Source organism: Lacticaseibacillus hulanensis (assembly GCF_004010095.1).
In the GTDB taxonomy this organism is placed as follows: Bacteria; Bacillota; Bacilli; order Lactobacillales; family Lactobacillaceae; genus Lacticaseibacillus; species Lacticaseibacillus hulanensis.
The window spans coordinates 1-25,191 of sequence record NZ_RRYD01000006.1 but is presented as its reverse complement, the minus strand read 5'-3'; the positions used below and the strand labels follow the sequence as shown (position 1 = coordinate 25,191).

The 25,191-nt window shown below is 54.2% G+C and carries 22 protein-coding genes; 18 read left to right on the top strand and 4 right to left on the bottom strand.

Annotated features, from left to right (window positions below):
- Window positions 1-117: 117 nt before the first annotated feature.
- From EKN00_RS02285 to EKN00_RS02265, 5 genes are all read left to right on the top strand, one after another.
- On the top strand, window positions 118-1,950 hold the full coding sequence (locus tag EKN00_RS02285) for a hypothetical protein (RefSeq protein WP_127848528.1): 1,833 nt from the start codon (window positions 118-120) through the stop codon (window positions 1,948-1,950).
- A gap of 15 nt (window positions 1,951-1,965) precedes the next feature.
- The gene (locus tag EKN00_RS02280; RefSeq protein ID WP_127848527.1) at window positions 1,966-2,640 is read left to right on the top strand and encodes a hypothetical protein; all 675 of its coding nucleotides are present in this window, start codon (window positions 1,966-1,968) and stop codon (window positions 2,638-2,640) included.
- Window positions 2,641-2,676: 36 nt separating this feature from the next.
- Window positions 2,677-3,015, top strand: coding sequence for a hypothetical protein (locus EKN00_RS02275; RefSeq protein WP_127848526.1), 339 nt, complete (start codon window positions 2,677-2,679; stop codon window positions 3,013-3,015).
- Between the two features lie 93 nt (window positions 3,016-3,108).
- Window positions 3,109-3,480 carry a hypothetical protein gene (locus EKN00_RS02270; RefSeq protein ID WP_127848525.1) on the top strand — a complete coding sequence of 124 codons (372 nt, stop codon included), beginning with the start codon at window positions 3,109-3,111 and terminating at the stop codon, window positions 3,478-3,480.
- Window positions 3,481-3,505: 25 nt separating this feature from the next.
- Window positions 3,506-3,856 carry a hypothetical protein gene (locus EKN00_RS02265; RefSeq protein WP_127848524.1) on the top strand — a complete coding sequence of 117 codons (351 nt, stop codon included), beginning with the start codon at window positions 3,506-3,508 and terminating at the stop codon, window positions 3,854-3,856.
- A 375-nt stretch (window positions 3,857-4,231) separates the two neighbouring features.
- Here EKN00_RS02265 and EKN00_RS02260 read toward each other — a convergent pair whose 3' ends face one another.
- From EKN00_RS02260 to EKN00_RS02250, 3 genes are all read right to left on the bottom strand, one after another.
- On the bottom strand, window positions 4,232-5,608 hold the full coding sequence (locus EKN00_RS02260; protein WP_127848523.1) for an APC family permease: 1,377 nt from the start codon (window positions 5,606-5,608) through the stop codon (window positions 4,232-4,234).
- 151 nt (window positions 5,609-5,759) lie between these two features.
- The gene (locus EKN00_RS02255) at window positions 5,760-7,778 is read right to left on the bottom strand and encodes a KUP/HAK/KT family potassium transporter (protein WP_127848522.1); all 2,019 of its coding nucleotides are present in this window, start codon (window positions 7,776-7,778) and stop codon (window positions 5,760-5,762) included.
- A gap of 233 nt (window positions 7,779-8,011) precedes the next feature.
- Window positions 8,012-8,662 (bottom strand): lysophospholipid acyltransferase family protein, encoded by a 651-nt coding sequence (locus EKN00_RS02250; protein ID WP_127848521.1) that lies wholly within the window; start codon window positions 8,660-8,662, stop codon window positions 8,012-8,014.
- Between the two features lie 76 nt (window positions 8,663-8,738).
- Between EKN00_RS02250 and EKN00_RS02245 the strand changes: the two genes are divergently transcribed.
- The 13 genes from EKN00_RS02245 (at window position 8,739) to EKN00_RS02185 (ending at window position 23,910) form a co-directional block, all read left to right on the top strand.
- Complete coding sequence (locus EKN00_RS02245) at window positions 8,739-9,473, top strand: tRNA1(Val) (adenine(37)-N6)-methyltransferase (protein ID WP_127848520.1); 735 nt, start codon at window positions 8,739-8,741, stop codon at window positions 9,471-9,473.
- A complete protein-coding gene (locus EKN00_RS02240) occupies window positions 9,466-9,738 on the top strand; it encodes a GIY-YIG nuclease family protein (RefSeq protein ID WP_127848519.1) in 273 nt (90 codons plus the stop codon). Before EKN00_RS02245 ends, EKN00_RS02240 begins: the two co-directional genes overlap by 8 nt.
- A 139-nt stretch (window positions 9,739-9,877) precedes the next feature.
- Window positions 9,878-10,654 carry a 30S ribosomal protein S2 gene (rpsB, locus tag EKN00_RS02235; RefSeq protein ID WP_127848518.1) on the top strand — a complete coding sequence of 259 codons (777 nt, stop codon included), beginning with the start codon at window positions 9,878-9,880 and terminating at the stop codon, window positions 10,652-10,654.
- Between the two features lie 417 nt (window positions 10,655-11,071).
- Window positions 11,072-11,950: a translation elongation factor Ts gene (gene tsf, locus EKN00_RS02230; protein WP_127848517.1), complete on the top strand. Its 879-nt coding sequence runs from the start codon at window positions 11,072-11,074 to the stop codon at window positions 11,948-11,950.
- Between the two features lie 408 nt (window positions 11,951-12,358).
- Window positions 12,359-12,811 (top strand): hypothetical protein, encoded by a 453-nt coding sequence (locus EKN00_RS02225; RefSeq protein WP_127848516.1) that lies wholly within the window; start codon window positions 12,359-12,361, stop codon window positions 12,809-12,811.
- A gap of 25 nt (window positions 12,812-12,836) precedes the next feature.
- Window positions 12,837-13,283: a hypothetical protein gene (locus tag EKN00_RS02220; protein ID WP_127848515.1), complete on the top strand. Its 447-nt coding sequence runs from the start codon at window positions 12,837-12,839 to the stop codon at window positions 13,281-13,283.
- A 147-nt stretch (window positions 13,284-13,430) separates the two neighbouring features.
- Entirely contained in the window at window positions 13,431-14,150 is a 720-nt protein-coding gene (pyrH, locus tag EKN00_RS02215; protein WP_127848514.1) for a UMP kinase, read from the top strand.
- Between the two features lie 2 nt (window positions 14,151-14,152).
- Window positions 14,153-14,710, top strand: a complete 558-nt coding sequence (gene frr / locus EKN00_RS02210; protein WP_127848513.1) for a ribosome recycling factor — start codon at window positions 14,153-14,155, stop codon at window positions 14,708-14,710.
- Window positions 14,711-14,850: 140 nt separating this feature from the next.
- Window positions 14,851-15,600, top strand: coding sequence for an isoprenyl transferase (locus EKN00_RS02205; protein ID WP_127848580.1), 750 nt, complete (start codon window positions 14,851-14,853; stop codon window positions 15,598-15,600).
- A gap of 34 nt (window positions 15,601-15,634) precedes the next feature.
- Window positions 15,635-16,423 carry a phosphatidate cytidylyltransferase gene (locus EKN00_RS02200; RefSeq protein WP_127848512.1) on the top strand — a complete coding sequence of 263 codons (789 nt, stop codon included), beginning with the start codon at window positions 15,635-15,637 and terminating at the stop codon, window positions 16,421-16,423.
- Window positions 16,424-16,444: 21 nt separating this feature from the next.
- Window positions 16,445-17,680 carry an RIP metalloprotease RseP gene (gene rseP / locus EKN00_RS02195; protein WP_127848511.1) on the top strand — a complete coding sequence of 412 codons (1,236 nt, stop codon included), beginning with the start codon at window positions 16,445-16,447 and terminating at the stop codon, window positions 17,678-17,680.
- A 114-nt stretch (window positions 17,681-17,794) separates the two neighbouring features.
- Window positions 17,795-19,507 carry a proline--tRNA ligase gene (locus tag EKN00_RS02190; RefSeq protein WP_127848510.1) on the top strand — a complete coding sequence of 571 codons (1,713 nt, stop codon included), beginning with the start codon at window positions 17,795-17,797 and terminating at the stop codon, window positions 19,505-19,507.
- Between the two features lie 86 nt (window positions 19,508-19,593).
- Window positions 19,594-23,910, top strand: coding sequence for a PolC-type DNA polymerase III (locus EKN00_RS02185; RefSeq protein WP_127848579.1), 4,317 nt, complete (start codon window positions 19,594-19,596; stop codon window positions 23,908-23,910).
- Between the two features lie 921 nt (window positions 23,911-24,831).
- Here the strand turns inward: EKN00_RS02185 and EKN00_RS02180 are convergent.
- On the bottom strand, window positions 24,832-25,191 hold a 360-nt coding region (locus EKN00_RS02180), incomplete at its 5' end, for a transposase (RefSeq protein WP_164847993.1).

Below are 25,191 nucleotides of genomic sequence, written 5' to 3'. Positions count from 1 at the left end.
AGACGTAGGCGCATTCAGCGGAAAAGTTTAAACTATTCCTTAAGAGGGTATCCGGTTTTGACCATCAAGCTGGAACTTCAGTAGCTGGCGGAATATTTCCGCGTCGGAGGAAGAAAAATGTTTGGATTGTTTGCCGAGATTACTTTGCGGTTCACCGCGCTTGGGGTAATCGTGTTTATCTGGGGCATTATTAACCTATTAATGTCCGGCCACAAAAAACGCGCGATGTGGGACCTAGGTGTCTTCATCATCCTGGCGCTACTGTGCTATGGATGGGTCTACATCGTCCTGCCGGAACCAAGTATGTCCTACACCGTGATCAGTAACCTCGTATCGCTGGTCGTGGCGGCCGTGCTGCAGGCGGGCTTTGCGGTGAACGCCGTGATGCCCAAGGTGTCTGTTGAGCAGGGCAAGGTGAAGGTATCAAGGCGCGACGTCACGCCGAGTCGCCGCTTGAACGCCAGCGTGTTCGGCAAGGTTGCCGGCTGGGGTGTTGCCCTGGCAGTTGTGGCCATTGCTGTGTTCGCCGCGCTGAACGTGTCGGAAGCCAAGAAGGTCGCCAATTTGGCCCCAGTGGCCGCGGACACGTCGACCGCCAAGGCGCCAATGCCCGTGGTTTCGGGGAAGAACAAGGAAGTACCCGTTGTGAACACGCCGGCAACCGTTCTGACCCAGATTAACAACTCACTCAGTAACATTCCGAACGCGAACGTGTACGATGTCAGCCACGTGCGTGTGCAGATTCTGCACAAGAAGATGACCTACATCGCGCCCATCGACTTCGACGGTAGTTTCTTCCGCTTCATGCGCTACAAGAAGGTTGACGGTTACTTTGCGGTGGATGCCACCAGCAAAACGGCCCAGCCCAAGTTTGTGAAGAAGAGCATGTACTACACCCCCGCGGCGTTCTTCAGTAAGGATGTGCGGCGGCTCATGTACGCACACTCGGCCCTCAGCAGTTACGTGCTCATGAACAACACCCCACAGCTGGAGGTTGATGAGCAGGGCACGCCGTACTACGTGGCCACGCTCGTGCACCGCTACGGTGTGACTAACCGGCAGGACTTCCGCAAGAAGGCCATCGTGACCATCAATGCGGAAACCGGGGCGGCCAAAGTCTACAAGAACCTCGCCAGCAAGCCCAAGTGGCTCGACGTCGCACTGGATCCAAGCACCGCCGCATCACAGGTCGACGCCTGGGCACGTGAACGCAACGGCTGGTGGAATGCGAACGGGATTGGTGGCGCGCGCAATGGGGTGATGGTTGCCGTTACCGGTAGCGGGACTGAAGGCGACAGCGATGAGGTAACGCCGGTTCAGTATGGCAACCAGATTTACTACCTCGAAGCCTTGACCTCAGCCCGTTCCAGCCAAACTTCAGTGATGGGTTACGCCTTCACCGACGCGGCGACCGGGAAGAGCTATTACTACCGCGAGAACAAGGACGCGATGACACCGGACCGGGCGCAAAAGCTCGCGAAGGACATGATGAAGCAAACGGGTTGGCAGCCGAAAATGCCAATGCTGTACCGGATTGACGGGCGGCCAACGTGGGTTGTTTCAATGCTCGATTCTAGCCACGCTTTCCGTTCATACGTCTACCTGCTCGCATCCGGGAACGGGACTCAGGACACCGTGGCAACGGGCAGTGACGCCACCGACACGCTAGCGAAATATCGGGCCCTCTTCGGTGCGACAACTGCCAGTGGTTCTGGTGCCGGCAAATTGACCAAGGTCAGCGGAGCAATCCTGCGCGTCAGCCGTAACGGTGACTACATTAGTTTCCTGCTTTCGGGCAAGAAGATTGTCTACACGGTCAGTGCCAAGTCCGACCCGTTTGCACCATTCATGCAGGCTGGCGACCAGGTTAGCTTCAAGGCGCGCGTCAGTGGCACAACCGGCACGGTCGAGGGTGGCGTGCAGAATGCGGCGTTGACACAGAAGAAGTAAGGGGGTGCTCGATAGATGAGTTTATTCACTGCGGTGGTGCGACAACTACTGGCGCTATTACCGGATTTCACGGGCACCTACGCGCAACTGGTGGCCGCCGTCCAGGATACGTTCGAAGAGCAGGTCGAGGGCCTGGAAACTTCAGGATTGGCTGCACAGATTACTGGCCGCGACCTTGCAGATGATATCGATTTTTCCCGTAAAATGTGGGGCATCAGTGTCCGCAGTTTGAAGCTGGTGGACATTAACGGTGAGATGGACGGTGCGGGTTGGCTCAGCGTCCACGCTGATGACCGGGTGACGCCCGAGCGCAATGCGGTCTTGACGGTCATCATGGAAAAGGCGTTGGCCAATGATGCGCGGGCAGCCGCTGAACTGGAGAGCATGCAGCCGGAACTGGAGGCTGCCGATGCCGCGGAGAAAGCGGCATTCACCGAGGCCACGCAGGCGTTTTGGCGGGCAATCAAGGTCCAGCCGCGGCAAACCTACGCGACGGTGTTGCAGCAAGTTGAGCGGGCGGTTCCCGCTCAGTTTGATGACGATGTCTGGGTCTTTCAGTGTGAAAGCATCGCGCACCCGTTCGCAGATGAGGATGCGACTTGGTGGGCAGAGGTTGCGGGGCAAGACGTGTCGGCGACGGGCAACGTTGCGATGCGGCGCTTTTTGGACCGGCAGCTAGCTGAGTATTAATTGGGTTGCAGTTAGTTTTGGAGTGAGGTGGATCCATTGAAAAAGTTGGGTTGGGTCGTATTGGCTGAGGCCGTGGCGATTGGGTTGCACTTGCTGAACCGCAGCCATTTGTTGGGCACCGTGAGCATCATTGTCGCCGGATTGTTGGCCATCGCCGTGGCGGTGTTAAGCTGGCGCGTGCCGAACAAGTCCGAACCGGTGTGGGCGGCGCTCAGTGCGGGGGTGAACCTGTTTCTGGTCGTGAATAGCGGGCTGGGCGCGTTAATTTATCGTGATTTAAGCCAGTTGTTCTTGTTCTTTGTGCTTGTTTTTGGCCTCAACCTAATCCAGGACGCGGCAACGCTGGTGGTGATGGGCAAACGGGGTCAGCTATGACAGGGGGCGCGTCGTCAAACTTGACTTGAGTTACCTGGCCAATTGTCTTATGCTAATGTAAACGCATTATTGGACAATAGATTGGAGCTTCAAATGAAAAATTCTGCAGATAATAGTCGCAAGAAGAACGCACCCACGATTCTGAGCATCCTCGCCATGGTGGCGTTCTTCTGGTGGATTCTCGCGGGGGCAAATACGGCACCCATTGCGTTTTACACGTTTGCCGTCCTTTACGGCGGTTTTTACGTCGACTGGGCGCGCCGCAATCCGGTGATGCCGCTTAAGCAAGCCAAGCACCGTGTGAATTTCGACATCCTGATTGTCATCGTGATGATGGTTGGCGTGTTCAGTGGCGGTTCCAGCGTCCTGGCAATTGCCGGTGGGGTGATTTTTGTCATCGGGACCGTGGGTGCAGATATTTTCCTGTATTACCGGGCGCGCAAGGACAGCAAAACTGATAAATAAGTTGTACTCAAAGGGGTTGGGTTTGATGGTACGGACAGTTTGGGACTGGATACCATTTATGATTGTTGCGGCAGGGTTGCTGCTTAACTGGATGTTGGGTGATTCGGTGGTGGGGACAATCATGCTCGGGTTGTGCGTGATTCTCCTCATCTTCTGGATGGTTTCCTCTGTGCAAAGAGCCAGCGCTGCCACGACGAAGATTGGTGTCAGTGATACATTAATTGATGCCGCGATGCTGTTGTTTATCGGCTACTCGTCTTTCAGCGTGTGGAAGACCGAAAAGTTTTTACTGTTTATCGTGATCTGCTGGGCCATCCTCGCAATTCGCGATGTAATCATCTTGGTGAAGGTGCGGCGCAAAGCCGGCTTAAAATAGAACAAAAAAAGTGGGACCGAGACATAACTCTCGGTCCACGTAAAAAGCTCTGAGAATCCGAATGTTTCGGATTCCCAGAGCTTTTTTATGTAGGTACAGAAGCGTATCTCTGCTAACCTTAATTTCAACGAAAAAACAAATGAAAGCGAGACGCCGCCATGCCGTATAAACAGTATAACAACAATCAGACCACAACTACTAAAAAATCTGATTAATTGGGGGTCTATTTGTTGTACACTTAATCCTCAACTTTGGCCAAATTGCACTAAAAAGGTACAGATACAGAAAAATCCGACCGAACTATCCAAGAAAAGCTTGGAAGTTCAGTCGGATTATTTTGTTAAGACCGAATTATGTCTCGGTCCCACTTTTTATTTAGTCTTGGCTGTGGCGGTACCCATACGTGAAGTACACAATCAGGCCGAATGCGAACCAGATACCACTCATGACCCAGGTCTCAACGCTCAGCTGCGACATGAAAATCAGGCAGAAGATAAACGAGAGAATGGGGACAACTGGGTAGCCAGGCACCTTGAAACCCTTGTTGTCGATGTCCTTGTGGCGGCGCAGCGGAATAATGCCGATGGAAACAAAGGCGAAGGCAATCAGGGTCCCGATGTTGACCAGGTTCACCAGTTGGTCGAGCGGAATGAACCCGCCCATGATTGCGATGATGATGGTGACCGTCCACAGGGAGTGTTCGGGCAGTCCGTTTGTGACGTGGCCGAACCACTTGGGCAGCAGGCCGTCACGCCCAATCGCGTAGACCAGCCGGCTTGAGCTGTAGATCATCGTGAGCATCATCGTGAACATCCCCGCCAACGCCCCAATGGCAATCACGCCGGCGAGCTTGGGTTGGTGGATGAGTTGCAGGGCAAACGAAACGGGGTTAGCCACGTCGAGCTTGGTGTAGCTGACCAGCCCGGTGAGCACGATGGCAACGGCAACGTACAGAATGGTCGCGATGATGAGGGTGCCGATAATACCACGCGGGAGCGTTTTTTGCGGGTTCACCACTTCCGGTGCACTCGCGGAGACCGCGTCAAAACCCAGGTAGGCGAAGAAGACGGTGGCCGCCCCGGCCAGGACCCCCTTCATGCCAAACGGGGTGAAGGGGTGCCAGTTCATTGGCTTGATGAAGAAAATCCCCACGGCGATAAACAGCAAGATAATGGCGATTTTGACCAGCACCATCAGCCGCGAGACCACCATTGAGGTCCGCATGCCGCGGCTAAGCAGAAGGCCGATGATTAGGACCACGGCTACCGCGACGATATTCACGTACGTGCCGGCTGCCGGGTTGAAGGGGCCGCTCAGTGCTTCGGGAATGTGCAGCCCAAAGCCACTGAGCAGGCTGGCAAAGTAGCCGGAAAAACCGGTCGACACGGCGGCAACGGCCAACATGTATTCCAGAATGAGTGCCCAACCGATGATCCAGCCGACAATCTGGCCGAACACGATGTTCCCGTACGCGTACGCGGAACCAGCAACGGGCAGCGCCGACGAGAACTCGGCGTAACACATCGCGGCCAGGCTGCAGACAATCGCGGCGAGGATGAAGGAAATTGAGATGCCGGGTCCCGCGGTGGTTGCGGCAACCGTCCCAGGGAGGATGAAGATCCCGGTCCCGATGACCGCCCCAATCCCGAGCGCAATCAGGTCGCGCGTCCGCAAACTCCGAATCAGTTGGTGATCAGCAGATGTGGCGGCCTGCACGTCCGCTTTGGCGAAGATTCGTTTCCAAAATGACATTATTTTAAACGGCTCCTTATTTCGTGACAATACAAAACTATTTTATTTTGCCACATTTTGACTGCTCGCGCCACCTAGGGCAAAGAAAACCCGCCGCAAACGCGACGGGTTTTAACTTAACGCTTATTTAGTTGCGTGCAGGCGGTGCCCGTTAGCGCCGCTTGATCTTTTGCAGGTGCGTGCTGCGGGTTTTGCCCAGAATCAGGGGAACGTATTCTTCGACCACATCCGCGTATTCCAGTCCGAACCAGCGGGCAGGGGTCACGGTGTGCTTTTGCAGCCAGATGCGGGCCTGAATGATGGCCTTGTCGAAGCCGCTAATCGCCGTTTCGGATGATAGTTCCTCACGCACGAAGACGAAGGACCAGTCACCGACATCGCGGCCGGGCACCGTCGTGTACTTCTGCGGCTGGCGCTTGATCGTCCCGGATTCCATCAGGTCGTTGACGATTTGGCGCAGGAAGATGTTGACCTTCTGCTCCATCCGGAACCCGAGGTAGAGCTGGACGTTGACCATGTAGTCGGTGCCGTACGTGTCCGTCGTGTATTCGGCCGTGTACGGTTCGTCCGTAACGTTAACGGTCACGAACCAGTAGACGTCGGCACGCTTGGGCCGTTTGTCCAGAATTGAGTAGAGCAGGGTCTTTTTGACGAAGCGTTCATCCTGAATCTCGGTGAGGTAAACCAGGTTGTCGGCGTAGAGCGGGTGCTCTTTGTCCGTGTGCAGTGAATCCAGCTGGCGCTTGTATGCGGGCAGAGCCACACGCGTGTTGGTGTAGGCATAATCGTCGCGGAGCCGGCCACCGACAAGCCAGATGTACATCGTGGCGAGGATGACGAGGGCAATCAGCACGGTGACGTAACCACCATGGAAGAACTTCGCGGCGCTGGCAGCGAAGAAGACAACTTCAATTGCACCGAAGAACAGGAAGACCAATCCGGCAAGAGCGGACGGGACCTTGCGAATGCGCAGGTACGCGTGCAGCAGGATGGTCGTCATCAGCATTGTCACCGTAATTGCCAGCCCGTAAGCTGCTTCCATGTGGGCACTGGTGCGGAAGTAGAAGACAATGGCAACACAGACAAGCCACATGATGGTATTGATTGCGGGGATGTAGAGCTGCCCCTTGAACTTGGTTGGGTAAATGATGTGGAACCGGGGCAGGAAGCGCAACTTCACCGCTTCGGCAACCAGCGTGTACGAACCACTGATGAGTGCCTGGCTGGCGATAATTGCGGCGAGAGTCGACAGCAGAATCCCGAACAGGTGCAGCGACGCAGGCAGGCTGTCGAAGAAGGGGTTCAAATCGGCAGCGCCGGCGAGGGCCTTGTTCCCTGCGTTTTCCTGAAGCCAGACCGCCTGACCACAGTAGCTGAGGAAGAGGGTCAGGTTCACGAATGGCCAGGTGAGGTAAATGTTGGTGCGGCCAACGTGGCCCATGTCCGAATACAGTGCTTCGGCCCCAGTCGTTGCCAGGAAAATTGAACCGAGGATGAAAATCCCCATCTTGTTGGCGGGGCTGATGAGCAGTTTGATTGCGTAGTACGGGTTGAGCGCGGCGAGCATCGACCAGTCACGGCTGAGGCCAATTAGCCCCATGATGCCGAGGAAGGCAAACCAGATGGTCATGACTGGACCGAAGCCCTTGCCGATTAATTCGGTCCCGAAGCGCTGGATGAAGAACAGGATGGTGATGATTGCCACGGTCACGAGGATGACTTGCAGCTGGCTGTTGATCCAGACGTGACCGCCGATTGCGAGGCCATGCAGACCTTCAATCGCGGTTGTGACGGTCACCGCTGGGGTAAGCATCCCGTCAGCGAGTAGCGCCGCGCCCCCAATCAGTGCGGGATACACGAGCCACTTGGCGTGTTTGCGCACCAGCGTGTACAGGGCAAAGATCCCACCTTCACCATTGTTATCCGCGCGCAGGGCGATGATAACGTACTTGAGGGTGGTGATAATTGCGAGCGTCCAGAACACAAGCGACACAACCCCGACCAAAAAGTCGTGGGTCATGCTGCCAAGGCCACCGTTTCCTGCAACGATGGACTTCATTACGTACAGGGGGCTGGTCCCAATGTCGCCATAAACCACCCCGAGTGTCACCAGCAAGCCAGCGACGGTTAGCTTCTGTTTTGTCGTGCGGGGAGTTTCCAACTTTGCCATCCCAAAATCCTCGATTCTTCAAAGGTAAGTTACCAATTAGTAGAGTTGGTATACCAAAATAGTTATTTTAAGTGTAAGCGATTGATGGCTCGGGTGCAAACAATCTGGGTCATACGTCGCGCCCAATCATTAAACATTTTTGGGGGATAGTCAAGGGGCAGACAAAAAGAACCCCGCACCGGATTTTTGCCGACTCGTAATCGTCAAAATGCTGGGGTGCGGGGCGCTTATAATTAGACCTTGCCGCTGGATTTTTCTTCTTCGTATTTGTGCGTATCGGGTACGTACTTGAAGTTCGGGTCAATCTCGTAGTCAAGCTGTGTGAACGCATCTTCCATTAACTGGTTGACCTGTTTGAACAGGTCATCGTTCAGCTTACCGGCGGGCACCTCAATTGGCGCCCCGAAGCGAACGGTCATGCGTTTGCGCAGGAAGATTTGGCCAAACTTCAGCGGGCCCTGATACACGGCGGGCACGAGTGGCACCTTCGCCATCTTGGCAATCATGGTCGCGCCACCCTTCATCTCGCTGGAATAGCGGGAACCGGTGGGGAACATGATGAGGGACAGGTCGCCCTTACGCAGTATTTTGACCGGCGTCTTGATGGCGCTTGGCCCTGGATGTGCACGGTCAACGGGAAAACCGTTGGCATGGCTAATTATCCAGCGTATGATTGGGTTATGAAACGTTTCGGCTTTCGCCATGAACGCAAATTTGCGTGGGGATGCGGCAAGCGCGAAGATGATTGGGTCCCACCATGTACGGTGCGGACCAACCAGAACGTATGGCCCATCAGGAATTGCTTCCCTATTTTCATAATGTGTGTTGCCATTGAACAACCACACAAGTATCCGGATCAAACCCCGGGCAAAAGAGTAAAACATTGATTCGCCTCATTTCGAAACACTATATGCTTGAATTATAGCATAGGCGAAGGGCGATGCGAACGGAGGAATAACGGTGCAGCTAGAAGCTGATGAACGAATTGATCAACTGCAGACGAAGGGAATCAAGATTATTCAGAGCAGTAATGTTTTTGCGTTTTCGCTGGATGCCGTGCTATTAGCGGATTTCGCGGAGGTCGGCAAGCACAGCCGCGTGGTCGATTTGGCCGCGGGGAACGGGGCGGTAGGGTTATTTGTGGCGCCAAAAACCGCGGGAAACGTTACACTTGTTGAGTTGCAGCCGCGCCTGGCGGATATGGCGCGGCGCAGCGTCCTGCTCAACCACCTGGAGGACCGCGTGGACGTGCTCAACATCGACCTCGCGCAAACGTGGGATCACGTGGCTAAGGATAGTGTGGACGTGGTGACCTGCAACCCGCCGTACTTCAAGGTGCGCCCGGGGGATGTGCAGAACCCGAACGCGGCGCTCGCCCTGGCCCGGCACGAATTAACGACCACCTTTGACACGGTTGCGCGCATCGCAAGCGGATTGCTCAAGACGGGCGGCAAGGCGTTCTTCGTCCACCGCCCGGACCGGCTGGAGGAATTACTCCACACCCTGAAACAGAATGACCTGGCACCCAAGTGCATTCGCTTCGTGCACCCCAAGGCGAATCGTGAAGCCAACATGGTGTTAATCGAAACGCGGCGAAGTGGCAAACCAGATGGCATCCGCATCTTGCCGCCCGTTGTTGTGTACGGCGAAAATGGTGAGTACACCCCAGAAGTGGCGGCGCAGCTCCATGACTGAAGAAGTTTCTACCTATTATTTCTACGTTCTGCTGTGTGCGGACGGAACATTCTACGGTGGCTACTCGCCCGACGTGCACGCGCGGGTGGCGGCCCACAACGCGGGGCAGGGGGCCAAGTACACGAAATCCCGGCTGCCGGTCAAACTATTATATTTTGAGCAGTTCGATAACAAGCATGATGCGCTGTCGGCTGAGTGGCACTTCAAGCACCAGCCACGCGCGCAAAAAGAAGAGTTTTTACGCGCCCACGGTATTGCGTGGTAAATAACATTCAGGTATACTGGTCAAGTGTGTGAAACACACAACTTACATTGACGACGGATTGTAGAATCGGTGCTCGGAAGAGTCTTTCCGCAAGATGAAGTCGTCGAGAAGAAAAAAACCATATTATGGAGGATTTATCATGTCTGTATTGAGCATGAAGCAGTTGCTTGAAGCCGGTGTCCACTTTGGTCACCAAACCCGTCGTTGGAACCCTAAGATGAAGCCATTCATCTTCACGGAACGTAACGGTATCTACATCATTGACCTTCAGAAGACCGTCAAGATGATTGACGATGCTTACAACTTCGTGAAGGATGTTGCTTCTGACAACGGGGTATTCCTGTTCGTTGGGACCAAGAAGCAGGCCCAGGACGCAATTGCTGAAGAAGCAACTCGTGCCGGCCAGTTCTACATCAACCACCGTTGGCTTGGTGGTACGCTGACCAACTGGAACACCATCCAGACCCGGATCAAGCGCCTCAAGGAAATCAAGAAGATGGCTGAAGATGGTACCTTCGACCGGTTGCCTAAGAAGGAAGTTTCCCTTCTTAAGAAGCAGCAGGACAAGCTGACTAAGTTCCTTGGCGGTATCGAAGACATGCCTCGCATCCCAGACGTACTCTTCATCGTTGACCCACGCAAGGAACGGATTGCCGTTCAGGAAGCTCACAAGCTGAACATTCCTATCGTTGCGATGGTCGACACCAACACCGACCCAGACGACATCGACGTTATCATTCCTTCTAACGACGACGCAATCCGCGCCGTTCGCCTGATCACCGCGAAGATGGCTGATGCCATCATCGAAGGCCGTCAGGGTGAAGACCAGGCTGATGACCAGCAGGCTGCACCTGCTGCAAAGTCTGACTCCATGGAAGACGTCGTTGAAGCTGTTGAAGGCGACAACGCTCAGTAATTAAATAAGCTGTCTGGGCCTGGTGCTCCGGGCAGCTTTTTTTGTAACAGAGCGCAGTGGGGCGGTTAGAAGGTGAGCATCAGCGGGCTCCGTGAATTGATGGCGGTTTTTGCCATCAGTTTGCGGAGCAGGCTGAGCGGAACCTTCTGCCCCACGGAGCTCGACTACAACACAGAGCGCAGTGGGGCGGTTAGAAGGTGAGGAATAACGGCAAGGTGGCGTTGATGGGTGGTTTTCCCATCAATGACAGCTTGTGGTTATCCGCAACCTTCTGCCCCACGGAGCTCGACTAAACCACCGAGCCCCTTGTACCCCCTCCCAGGGGTTGCACCCAGCTCGCATTAATTCAGTTAATCTTTGCCCCGAGCCTCATTCAATTGGCGCTCGCCGCAAAAAATATAAGGAGGACTGCCAGTTATGGCTACCATTACCGCTAAACAAGTTAAGGAACTCCGTGACAAGACCCAAGCCGGCATGATGGACGCTAAGAAAGCGCTCGTTCAGGCTGATGGGGACATGGACAAGGCAATCGACGTTCTGCGCGAACGCGGTCTCGTTAAGGCTGCTAAGAAGAGCGGCAACATTGCTGCTGAAGGTCTTGCACAGATTGCAGTCGACGGCAACACCGCCGCTGTTGTTGAAATCAACGCTGAAACAGACTTCGTTGCATCCAACGACAAGTTCCAAAACTTCGTTAATGCTGTTGCTGCTAAGATTGCTGCTGAAAAGCCAGCCGACCTTGAAGCAGCACTTGCTCTTGATCTTGATGGCGAAACCATCGACCAGGCTGCTAAGTCTTTGACCGCAGTTATTGGTGAAAAGATCAGTGTTCGTCGTTTCGCACTTGCAACCAAGGAAGACGATGGTGTCTTCGGTGAATACCTGCACAACGGCGGTCAGATTGCCGTTCTCGTTACGCTTAAGGGCGGCGACGAAGAAACTGCTAAGGACATTGCAATGCACATCGCTGCAATCAACCCTCAGTACCTTTCCCGTGAAGACGTGCCAGCTGCTGAAGTTGAACACGAACAGGGTATTGTCACCAAGGAAACCGAACAAGAAGGCAAGCCAGCCAAGATTATCCCTCGGATTGTCGAAGGCCGTATGAACAAGTGGTACTCCGAAATTGTTCTGCTTGACCAGGAATTCGTTAAGGACTCCGACAAGACCGTTGGCGAATTTGCTGCAAGCAAGGGCGCTAAGGTTGTTAGCTTCGAACGCTTCGCTGTTGGTGAAGGTATCGAAAAGAAGAGCAACGACTTCGCTAGTGAAGTTGCTGAACAGATGGGCAACTAAAGTAGTGATTTAATTAAAAGCCATCACACCATATCCGTTTAAAACGGTGGTGTGATGGCTTTTTTGTTTATCTATAGTGACTGCTTTTGATAAATGGTACAAACGATATGGTTACATTTTGTGTTACACGGAAGAACAGATTGAAGCTGAGTAAACTGGCGAGTGTGATACGACCGACATCCTATTCGACAAGGCTGTTGGGATGCATGCCACCAAAATAGCAGGTTCCAGCGCGTAATTAACTCGCTGCGCCGAACATAACTCCTGCAGAAAAAATATTAACAAATCGATGTACTGCCTGAGCGTGCGCGAGTATAATAGACAAAAAAATGAGCTGCCGGATTAACGCGCACCGCGTTGATTGCAAGCTAACTGGCGGCCATATTGTAACCAGGAGGGGGGATTGAGATGAACACAGCTAAGAAAACATGGTTAGGTTTTTTCTACAAGTTCGCCTTACCGATTTACTGGTTAGTCTTTGCCGCGGTCACGACCGTATTCTTCAAGCTACACTTCATCCAGCTCAAGTATACGGATGACCCAATGTACAACGCCAAGTGGGACGTGCATAAGTACGGCCTCACGCGGCTAGTGGGCAATGAGCTGCAGATAAAGGATCCAATAATGCTTGGGGTTTTGATTCTCGGAGTTGTTATCGGCATCATTGTGTTATTCCAGCGGCATACCAACATGTTGGTCCGGCTGGCGAGTCTGATTGTCGTTATTGGCGCAGCGATTCCACTGATTCCGCCGTTCGACGAGAACATTTTGATGCGCGTGTTTGCGGCAATTGCACTGATTACGTTCGGCGCGGCGATGCAGTCACTATTAATCTTTACGCATACACTAGAGCCCCTGTGAGAAGCAGGGCCAGCGGGGTACATATATGAACAAAAAACAATTATCGAATTGGCTTCTGAAGTACGGTGCGGCTGCTTATGGTGGCATGTTTGCGCTGGTCACCGCGATTTTCTTCAAATTTAACTTTTACAAGCTGAACGACACCGCCAATATTTTTTACCGGGCCAAACACAACATCTCTAAGCTCGGGTTGAACCGACTGCGCGGGAACGTGACGCAGCTGAATAATCCCGTCATGATTCTGATTCTGGTGGTTGGCGTGGTGCTGGCGTTATACCTGATTGTTCAAAAGCACACGGACCTGTTTGCCCACATGGCGGCGCTGCTCATCCTCGTTGGCAGTGTCATCCCGTTCATGCCGCCGTACGACGAGAACTTACTTGCGCGGTTGTACCTTGCCATCGCCATGATTGTTGTCGGCGGTTTGGTCCAATTCGCCATGGTCATCACGTACTCGGCAGATCCAAACTGACGCACATGCCTTGTCACAAGTGCGGCAAAATATTCGGCAACGCGGGCAGTCTTCAGGGCTGCCCGCGTTTTTGCGTACACATTCTTTAGACCTGCCCCGTCTGCTTGTGGTAAAATGGTTGCAGCAAAGAAGAGGAGTTTATCATTAATGGCCAAATATAACCGAATCGTTCTGAAAGTAAGTGGGGAAGCTCTCGCCGGGAATACCGGTTTTGGGATTAACCCACCAGTCATCACGGATGTGGCGAAGGAAATCAAGGAAGTACACGACCTTGGTATCCAGATTGCCATCGTCTGTGGTGGGGGTAACATGTGGCGCGGACAGACCGGCGCAGAGCTCGGCATGGAACGCGCCCAGGCGGACTACATGGGTATGCTCGCGACCGTCATGAATGCACTCGCACTCCAGGACAGTCTCGAATCAGTCGGCGTGCCAACGCGCGTTCAGACGTCCATCGAAATGCGCCAGATTGCCGAACCATACATTCGGCGGAAGGCAGTTCGGCACCTCGAAAAGGGCCGCGTTGTCATTTTCGCTGCTGGGACTGGTAACCCATACTTTAGCACGGACACCACCGCAGCTTTGCGTGCCGCTGAAATCAACGCGGACGCAATCCTGATGGGTAAAAACGGGGTCGACGGCGTTTACTCCGCTGATCCTGCCAAGGACGATAGCGCCGTTAAGTTCGAAACCCTGACGCACCTTGATGTTATTACCAAGGGCCTCAAGATTATGGACACAACGGCAAGCAGTTTGTCCATGGACAATGATATTCCTCTTGTTGTGTTCAACCTGAATCAACCAGGGAACATTAAACGCGTTGTGCTCGGCGAACAGGTCGGCACAACGATCGAAGGGAGAAACTAAGCATGGCTAACGTAGCAATTGAGCACGCTCAGGAAACAATGAAGAAGTCTGAAGCAGCGCTCGAACGGAACCTTGCCGGCATTCGTGCTGGTCGGGCGAACGCGGGACTGCTTGCCCACATCTCGGTGGACTACTATGGGGCACCAACCCCACTGCCACAGATTGCGGCAATCACGATTCCTGAACCACGCGTTTTGCAGGTCAACCCATACGACAAGTCAGCACTCAAGGACATCGAAACCGCCATCTTGACGTCGGACTTGGGGATTAACCCAATGAACGACGGCACGGTTATCCGCCTTGTCGTACCACAGCTGACGACCGAAACTCGTCGCGATTTGGCGAAGGAAGTCGGCAAGCACTCTGAAGAAGCTAAGATTGCGATTCGCAACATTCGCCGCGATGCAATCGAAGACCTGAAGAAGCAACAGAAGGCTGGCGACATTACGGAAGACGACCTGCACCGCCTCGAAAAAGAAGCGCAGAAGGTTACTGACGGTGCCACAAAGCGCATCGACGAAATCGCCGCAGACAAAGAAAAGGAAATCATGGAAGGCTAATTCAACCATTGATTTTACGAACTAGTGCAGCCTCCGCGCATGACCCAGAAATGGTGACACCGCGGGGGCTGCTCTTTCATTACGGGCCCGTTTTTGCTAAACTGCTTTAAGAGAATACACGTTTGAAAGGGTGGACATATTTGAGCACGGATAATTCACTTGCTGGCCAAATACCAGCAGACCGGGTGCCAAGGCACGTTGCCATCATCATGGATGGGAACGGTCGGTGGGCGAAGAAGCGCTTCTTGCCCCGCATTGCCGGACACAAGCAGGGAATGGAAACAGTGAGGACGGTCACCCGCGCCGCGAGCGACCTAGGTATCAAGGTCCTGACTGTTTACGCATTTTCCACCGAAAACTGGGGTCGGCCGCAGCAGGAAGTTTCCTACTTAATGAGTTTGCCCGTCACGTTCTTCAACAAGTTCATTCCCGAGCTGATTGAACAGAACGTCAAGGTGATGGTGATGGGTGACATCACCAAGTTGCCGGATTCAACACGCAAGGCCACCGAAAAGGCCATCGCGGATACCGCCCAGAACACGGGCATGGTGCTCAATTTCGCGCTCAATTATGGTGGCCGTGATGAAATCGTCCGCGGGGTGCGCGACATTGCCCGCCGCGTGGCTGCTGGTGAACTCGACCCAGACACGATTGACGACAAGACCATTGCGGGCAGCCTAATGACCGCGCCACTTGGTGAACTAGGGGACCCAGATTTGCTCATTCGCACGAGTGGTGAAGAACGCATCTCGAACTTCCTTCTCTGGCAGCTGGCCTACACCGAGATGGTGTTCACCGACACACTGTGGCCCGACTTTGACGGTCAGGCGCTACTAGAGGCTTGTCAGCAGTACGCCGCGCGTGATCGCCGGTTTGGTAAAGTGAAATAATCGGGAAACTTGTCCCAATAAGGAGAAATCATCAATGAAACAACGCGTTATCACGGCGGTCATCGCTCTGATTATTTTTATTCCCATCTTGTTCTGGGGTGGTATCTGGATTGACGTCGCCGCAGCCGTTCTGGGCTTGGTTGCGATGAGCGAAATTTTCATCATGCGGAAGAAAATCATCGTCTCCCTGGAGGCGCTGGTTGCCGGGCTCGGTGTGTTGGCTATGATTCTGCCCGACCGGTTCTTCAACTGGCTCCCGCAATCACTCGGCCGCATCGACCTGCTCGGGCTCATTATTGCACTGCTTTTGGTCATCACGGTAACGACCAAGAATCGGACCAACTACGATGACATCGGGGTTACTGCCCTGTCCATCATCTACATCGGTACCGGGTTCCACTACCTGGCAGCTGTGCGCAACGAAAAGGGCTTTGCGTTCCTGATGTTTGCCCTGCTCATTGTGTGGCTGACCGACTCTGGTGCGTACATCTTTGGCCGCGCATTCGGTAAGCACAAGCTCTGGCCTGCAATTAGTCCGAACAAGACGTGGGAAGGCTCCATCGGTGGGGTGCTGGTCGCGGTCATCTTTGCCGCCATCTACAGCAGCTTCATTCCGCTCGGCCACAAGATGATTACCATTTTGGGTGTTGCCCTGCTTCTGTCGATTTGGGGGCAGATGGGTGACCTCGTTGAATCCGCGCTTAAGCGCTACTACGGCGTGAAGGACTCAGGCAAAATCCTGCCGGGTCACGGTGGGATTCTTGACCGGTTTGACAGTCTGCTGTTCGTTCTGCCACTGATCCACTGGCTTGGGCTGGTTTAAAAGTCTTCCTGGAGGTAGCAAATGACCACCATTATTTGGTTTATCATCATTTTTGGGACCATCGTCATTGTTCATGAATTCGGACACTATTTCTTCGCCAAGAAGTCCGGTATTTTGGTGCGCGAATTTTCCATTGGGATGGGGCCGAAGCTCTTCGGTACGCGCCGCAGCGGCACTGCCTACACGATTCGCGCCCTGCCACTTGGCGGGTACGTGCGCATGGCCGGCTGGCAGGACGACGAAAGCACGATTCAACCAGGGGCCCAGATCAGCCTGATTACGAATGACGCCGGGAAGGTTACCCGCATTAACACCAGCGACAAACTGATGCTTGAGGGCGGGGTGCCAATCCAGGTTAGTGGCAGTGACCTCATCAAGGCCCTGACCATCACCGGTTACGTGAACGGGGACGAGAGCCAGGAAGTTACCTACCATATTGACCACGACGCAACAATCATCGAAAACGACGGGACCGAGGTGCAGATTGCGCCCGAGGACGTCCAGTTCCAAAGCGTTGCACTCTGGCGCAGGATGCTCGTGAACTTCGCCGGCCCGATGAACAACTTCCTGCTGGCAATCGTGGCGTTCTTCGCGCTGGCGCTGGCAATGGGCACACCATCGACATCCAACCAGATTGGGACCGTTCAAAGCAGCTCACCGGCAGCAATGGCCGGAATCCGGGCGGGCGATAAGATTACCGCCGTGAACGGAACCGCAACGGATACTTTTGCCGAACTGCAAACCGAAATCGGCAAGAACAAGAGTGGTCAGCTGACACTGAAGCTGGACCGCAGCGGCAACACAAAATCCGTGAAGGTGACACCGAAGTCGGGCATGATTGGCATTACCAGCAGCATCAATCACGGCTTCCTGAACGCGATTAAGTTCGGGTTCACTGAGCCGTGGAGCATCACCGTGCAGATTTTTGACGCGCTCAAGTCGCTGTTCACCGGCGGCTTCTCGCTGAACAAACTGGCGGGCCCAGTCGGCATTTACACCATGACCAGTCAGGCAACCAAGGGTGGTTTGTACAACATCATCTGGTTCCTTGCGTCACTGTCGCTTAACCTGGGGATTATGAATCTATTACCAATTCCGATGCTCGATGGTGGTAAACTGGTTCTGAACCTTCTGGAACTCATTCGGCGTAAACCACTGCCGGCAGAGAAGGAAGGCATGGTGACGCTCGTCGGGGCGGCGTTAGTGTTCGCCCTGATGATTGCCGTGACCATCAACGATATTCTGCGGATCTTCTAGTTCGCAATGAGTCGCCGCGTTGCGCGCTGCAGCTGCGGCGGTCGCATTTTATTTGCACCAACTTTTCACGTGGGCCATGGGGCTGACAAAATCAATGCAAGGGGAAATGAAATTATGAAACAAAGTCGTGTGCTGATTCCAACGACTAAGGAAGTGCCAAACGGTGCCGAAGCTAAGTCACACCAACTGATGTTGCGTGGGGGTTACATCAACCAGGTGGCCGCGGGGGTTTACGCCTACCTGCCACTGGCCGAACTCGTTTTGGAGAAGATTGAAAAAATCATCGACGAAGAGATGGCCAAGATTGATGCCGTCAAGATGCGCCAGCCCGCACTGCTGCCAGCTGAACTCTGGGAGAAGTCTGGTCGTTACGCAACGTACGGCCCCAACCTGTACAAGCTGAAGGATCGCCACGAACGTGATCTCATCCTCGGACCAACCCATGAAGAAACCTTCACGGAACTCGTTGCCAACCAGCTGACTTCCTACAAGCGGATGCCAATGGTGCTCTACCAAATCCAGGCTAAGTACCGCGATGAAGACCGCCCACGCTACGGCCTGCTCCGGGGCCGCGAATTCATCATGAAGGACGCATACTCCTTCACGGCCAGCGAAGAAGACCTCGACACGGTTTACAACCAGATGGGTCAGGCCTACCGCAACGTGTTTGACCGCGTTGGGCTGAACTACCGCGCCATCATCGGTGACGGTGGCGCCATGGGTGGTAAGGATTCGACCGAATTCTCCGCCATTGCCCCAATTGGGGAAGACACGATTGTGTACTCCGATGGCAGTAACTACGCCGCCAACCTGGAAATGGCCACAACGCTCACAACGCCGCAGAGCAGCGATGAGGCCCTCGGCGAAATGCACACGGTGGCCACGGGCGACGCCAAGACGGTTGAAGAAGTTGCGATTAAGCTCGGTGTTTCAACCGACCACATCATCAAGTCCGTCTTGTTCATTGCCGACGAGAAGCCAGTTTTGGCCCTTGTTCGTGGTGACTTTGAGGTCAATGACGTTAAGCTCAAGAACCTGCTCGGCGCTGACTTCCTCGACATGGCCACGGCCGACCAGGTGCAGCAGTACCTGCACGTTGAACCCGGCAACGTTGGCCCAGTGAACGTGGATGAAGACATCAACGTAATTGCGGACAACAGTGTGATGGGGCTCGTGAACGCGGTCGCCGGTGCCAACGAACCAGGTAAGCACCTGGTCAACGTTAACCCGAAGCGCGATTTCACCCCATCAACCGTTGCGGACATTCGCTTCGTCGTTGAGGGCGAACCTTCACCCGACGGCAAGGGCACGCTGCACTTCACCCGCGGGATTGAAATTGGCCACATCTTCAAGCTCGGCACCCGCTACACCAAGATGTTCGGGGCCAACTTCCTCGACGAAAACGGCCGCAGCCAGCCAATCATCATGGGTTCATACGGCATTGGTGTTTCCCGTCTGCTTTCAGCCATTGTTGAACAGACAGCGGACGACAACGGCATGGTTTGGCCAGCTGAAATCGCGCCTTACGACATTCACGTGGTCCCAATCAACGTGAAGAAGGCCGACCAGATGGAACTGGCGGAAAAAGTCACCAGTCAGCTGGAAGAAGCGGGTTACACCGTATTGCTGGATGACCGTAACGAGCGTCCCGGTGTTAAGTTCGCGGATTCCGACCTGATTGGTCTGCCTGTCCGCGTCACGGTCGGCAAGAAGGCCAGCGATGGCGTTGTCGAAGTTAAGCTGCGCCAGAACCCTGACGGCATTGAAGTCAAGCAGGAAGAATTGATTAATTCCATCAAGATTCTGCTGGGCGACACCGAAAAATAGTCATTGTGATAAGCGGGGCTGGAACAAGAGTTCCGGCTCCGTTTAGTATTTAGAGAGGGGAAAAACCGTTGTTATCAAAACGTGAGATGTTCGTGAAGCTGCTTGAACAGATTCAGCTTGACCCCAGCATTAGTAATGCCCCCGCATTCAAAACGGCGACCGTGGAAGCCGTCACCGTGCACGCGAAGACCCGCATCTATGAGTTTAAGTTCACGTTCGGTGAAGTGGTCCCGTTTGCGATTTTTAACCAGTTCACGACGACGCTGACGTCAGCGTTCGCCCAGATTGCGCAGACCAAAGTGCACATTCAGGTCGAAAAGCCCAATTTTGATGTCGGCATGATTCGCGGTTACTGGAACTATGTCGTGGATAACGCGCTGACGGGCTCGGCAATTGCGGCGCAGCAGTGTGAACGCATGGAACCGGAACTGCGCAACCACACGCTCATTTTGCCAGTGGAAAACCAGCCAATGCTTGAGTACTTCCGCGACAACGTGGTGGGTGTGCTTGAGGACGCGTACCATGATCTTGGTTTTGGCGGCCTCACCATTAAGCCCGAAGTCGACACCGCTGCTGAACAGGCAAACCTGGCTGAATTCCAGAGTAAGCGTGCCGAACAAACGGCGGCATTGGCGGAAAAAGCGGCCAGCGTGATTCAGCAGGCCGCCGCCGAACACAAGAAGGCGGCGGATAACCCCGCTATTCTGCTGGGCCGGCCAATCAAGGATAGCGATGACGTTGTCCAGATGGTGACCATCAACCAGGAAGAACGTAACGTGACGATTGAGGGTTACGTGTTTGACGTCGAGGTGCGCGAACTGCGCAGCAAGCGGAAGCTGATGACGGTCAAAATGACGGACTACTCCAGCAGTTTCCTCGTCAAGAAGTTCAGCAACGACAAGAACGACGAAGCGGTCTTTGATGCCATCAAGAAGGGCATGTGGCTCCGTGTCCGCGGTTCCGTTCAGGAAGACAGCTACTCCCGCGAACTTACGGTTAACGCCCGCGACCTGATGCAGGTAAAGCACGCAGAACGGGAGGACACTGCTCCTGATGGTGACAAGCGCATTGAACTGCACCTGCACACCAACATGAGTCAGATGGATGCGACCAACTCGATCAGTGACTTTGTCGGCCGTGCCGCCAAGTGGGGCCACGACGCAATCGCCGTGACGGACCACGGTGGACTGCAGGCGTACCCCGAAGCCCACACCGCGGCCAAAAAAGCCGGCATCAAAATGCTTTACGGGGTGGAAATCAACCTCGTTGATGACGGGACGCCGGTTGCTTACCGGAATGACGAACCCCTTGTTTTGGGAGATCAGACCTACGTCGTCTTTGACGTGGAAACCACGGGGCTGTCCGCCGTTTACGATAAGGTGATTGAACTTGCCGCCGTGAAGATGAAGGACGGCGCGGTGATTGATTCGTTTGAAGAGATGATTAATCCCGGCTTTGCGCTGTCTGATTTCACCATCAACCTGACCCACATCACTAACGAAATGGTGCAGCGTGGGGGGACCGAACAGGAAGTCTTCAGCAAATTCGCCAAGTTCACTGAGGGCACCGTGATGGTCGGTCACAACGTTACCTTCGACGTTGGGTTCCTGAACGCCGCGTACCGGCGCCTCGGGATGAAGGATATTTACCAGCCTGTTATCGATACGCTGGAACTGTCCCGAACATTGCACCCAGAAAGCAAGAACCACAAGTTGGATACGTTAACCAAGCGCTACAACATTGTGCTGGAGAACCATCACCGGGCCAACGCGGATGCTGAGGCGACCGGTTACCTGATGTACGCGCTGTTCAAGGAAGCAAACGCGATGTACGGCTGGGACAAGTTGAACCAGCTGAACGAGCGGGTGGGCCAAGGCGATGCGTACAAGCAGGCCCGGCCGGTCCACGCCATCGTGATTGCCAAGACGCAGCCGGGGCTTAAGAACCTGTTCAAGCTCGCGTCCGAATCGATGATTAATTACTTCTACCGGGTGCCCCGCGTACCGCGCAGTCGCCTGACCGCGCTGCGTGAAGGCCTGATTGTTGGTTCTGCCTGCAGCAGTGGTGAAGTTTTCACCGCACTGATGCAAAAAGGGGTCGACGAGGCCCGGGAGCTGGCCAAGTTCTACGACTACCTCGAAGTCCAGCCGCTGCCGAACTACCGGCCACTGCTTGACGGCGGTGTTCTGTCCGGTCCGGCCCACGTCAAGGACGTCATCGGCAAGATGATTCAGATTGGCCAGGATTTGGACAAACCAGTTGTGGCAACGGGGGATGCACATTATCTGGATGACCACGACGCTATTTACCGCCACATCCTCATCAACAGTCAGGGTGGGGCGAACCCGCTCAACCGGCACCCACTGCCCGACGTGCCGTTCCGCACCACAAACGAAATGCTCGATGAGTTCAGCTGGCTGGGTGCGGAGACCGCCCACCAAATCGTCGTTACGAACACGCACACCGTTGCCGACTGGGTCGATGGCGACATCACGACCGTGAAGGATAAGCTCTACACGCCAAAGATTCCGGGAGTTAACGAGAACTTCGAGCGCGACGTCATGCAGACGGCCCACGCTTGGTACGGCGAAAAGCTGCCCGAGATTGTGGACGCCCGCATCAAGAAGGAACTGAAGAGCATCATCGGGAACGGGTTCGCGGTGATTTACAACATCGCCCAGCAGCTCGTGCTCAAATCCAACAAGGACGGATACCTGGTTGGTTCACGTGGTTCCGTTGGTTCCAGTTTGGCGGCGACGCTCTCCGGAATCACGGAAGTTAACCCATTGCCGCCGCATTATCGTTGTCCGGAATGTCAGTACAGCGAGTTCTACACGAAGGGTGAATACGGTTCGGGGTTTGACTTGCCCGACAAGAATTGCACAAAGTGCGGCGCCGAACTGATCAAGGACGGTCACGATATCCCGTTTGAAACCTTCCTCGGCTTCCACGGGGACAAGGTTCCTGATATTGACCTGAACTTCTCCGGTGACTACCAGCCCGTTGCGCACAACTACATCAAGATTTTGTTCGGTGAAAACAACGCATTCCGGGCCGGGACAATCGGGACCGTCGCCGACAAGACGGCGTATGGTTACGTTAAGGGTTACGAGCGCGACACCGGCACCGTCTTCCGCGGCGCCGAGATTGACCGACTGGCTGCGGGCGCAACCGGCGTCAAGCGTACAACCGGGCAACACCCCGCGGGGATTCTGATTGTGCCGGACTACATGGACGTGTACGATTTCACGCCAATCCAATACCCGGCTGACGATCAGAGCGCGGCCTGGCGCACCACGCACTTTGATTTCCACTCCATTCACGACAACATTCTGAAGATGGATGTCCTGGGTCACGATGACCCAACGATGATTCGTATGCTGCAGGATTTGTCCGGGGTGGATCCACACACGATTCCAACGGACGACCCGGGGGTCATGGGCCTGTTTTCCGGCACTGACACCATTGGGGTAACGCCAGAGCAAATCAACAGTAAAACCGGGACACTCGGGGTACCGGAATTTGGGACCCGGTTCGTGCGGGGGATGCTGGAAGAAACCAAGCCGTCGACCTTTGCCGAACTCCTGCAGATTTCCGGTCTGTCACACGGGACTGACGTGTGGCTGGGGAACGCCGAAGAGCTCGTTCAGCAGGGCGTCATTGCCTTAAAGGACGTCATTGGGTGTCGTGATAACATCATGATGGACCTGATTCACTGGGGGATGGACGACTCCATGGCGTTCAACATCATGGAACACGTGCGTAAGGGCCGCGGGATTCCCGATGACTGGCAAAAAGCGATGCGGGAAAACGAGAACGTGCCGGATTGGTACATCGATTCCTGCCTCAAAATCAAGTACATGTTCCCAAAGGCCCACGCGACCGCGTACGTCATGATGGCGCTGCGGATTGCCTGGTTCAAGGTTTACTACCCAATCGTTTATTACGCATCATACTTCTCCGTTCGTGCCGAAGACTTCGATCTTGTTGCCATGAGTCGCGGTAAGGACGCGGTCAAGGCCGCGATTAAGGAAATCAGCGATAAGGGTAACGAAGCCAGCGCCAAGGAAAAGGGCCTGCAGACGATTCTCGAAATCGCCAACGAATGTGAAGAACGCGGAATCAACATCAAGATGGTCGACATCGACAAGTCCGATTCGCGCGACTTCCTGATTGTCGACGACCACACACTGCTCGCCCCATTCCGGGCAATTCCGGGTCTGGGGGGCAACGTAGCCAAGCAGATTGTTTCCGCACGCGAAGAAAAGCCGTTCCTATCCAAGGAAGACTTGCAGAACCGCGGGAAGGTATCCAAGACCTTGATTGACTACATGACCGAACAGCACGTGCTCGACGCGCTGCCAGACGAGAACCAGCTGTCGTTGTTCGACAACTTGTTCTAAACTGGCCGGCTCCGCGTTGTGGAGTTTGTCCTCCGGGTCCGGGCTGGGCCTCGGGTGTGCTTTGCCGTGGTCGCTGTGGCGGTCGTCTGGAGCCGGAAAACCGTCGTCTCCAGACTAAAAATTTAGCTTTGCATCGTCGAAGTTAGCGTCTAACCTGTACGCTACATTACAGTTAAACTTTTGCTTCTTCTCGTAATTCAATATTCAGCAAGCTCCTTACACAAATCTAAATTTTTCCCACAAGAATAGAGGTTGTGCCAACCGCAAAAACCGCGGTCGTCACAACCTCTATTCTTGTTGCCACGGCTGGGCGGCACACCCGAGACCCAGCCCGGACCCTCCGGTCAAACCCCACAACGCTCCGCTGGATAGCGATATTAATCCAAATTCAGACTCAGTTCACGGAGGGCAACCGAACAAATCTAAGTTAGCTACCCGGGGTCATGAATTTCTCAGTTCTGCTTAAACATCGCCTGTACCTTTAGGATTGTAACCACGATGTAGCGACTGGGCGGGGGCGGTGCGCGTGGAGGGCGGCTGGGATTTTCCTGTGAAAGCTATGGTGAGAGAAGACCGATGCGGGCTTTGCATCGGGCTTCTCCACACCATAGCCGGCAAAAATTAAGACCCGCCAGGAGAACAAGATTTCCCAGCGGATCCTAACAACACGTATTAGTCTCGTAACCCCAAGAAGCAGACGCGGGGCTTAATTTTCTACCGTTAGTCAAGCACAATCCCCGACATTACAGTATTTTTCTTTTATTATCTTTAGCTGAATGTGCCGTGAGTTAGTAGATAAGTTGCTAATTTTGGGAGATACGACACCCAACAACACGTTTTTTGGTACACCAAATAGACCTAAGCTATTGCCTTTTTTACGCTTGGGGAATTAAACTATTCACGTAATCAAATGCTTTGGCGCTAGACGCCGTATTTGTACATTTGGTTCGTTGTCACGAGGTGGTAAATCGTTCGTAGTAGGCGACCCATCGCGGCGACCGCAACTTTCTTAGTGCCCACGGCTTTGCCGTTGACCTGAGGGAGTTGCTTTTTTCGTCTTTGATAAAAATCATTGATATGGTTTGGCTCACTTCGAGCAACGCTGGCTATATTTGCGATTGATCGGTACAGAATTGCTCTGGCAATGTGATTCCCACGCTTGCTGATATGATCAGATGCGACATATTTACCAGATTCATAGTGCCTTAAATCGATTCCCACAAAAGCATTCAGCTTACTACTGCTGCCGAAGCGTCGAATATCACCAAGCTCAGCTATTAG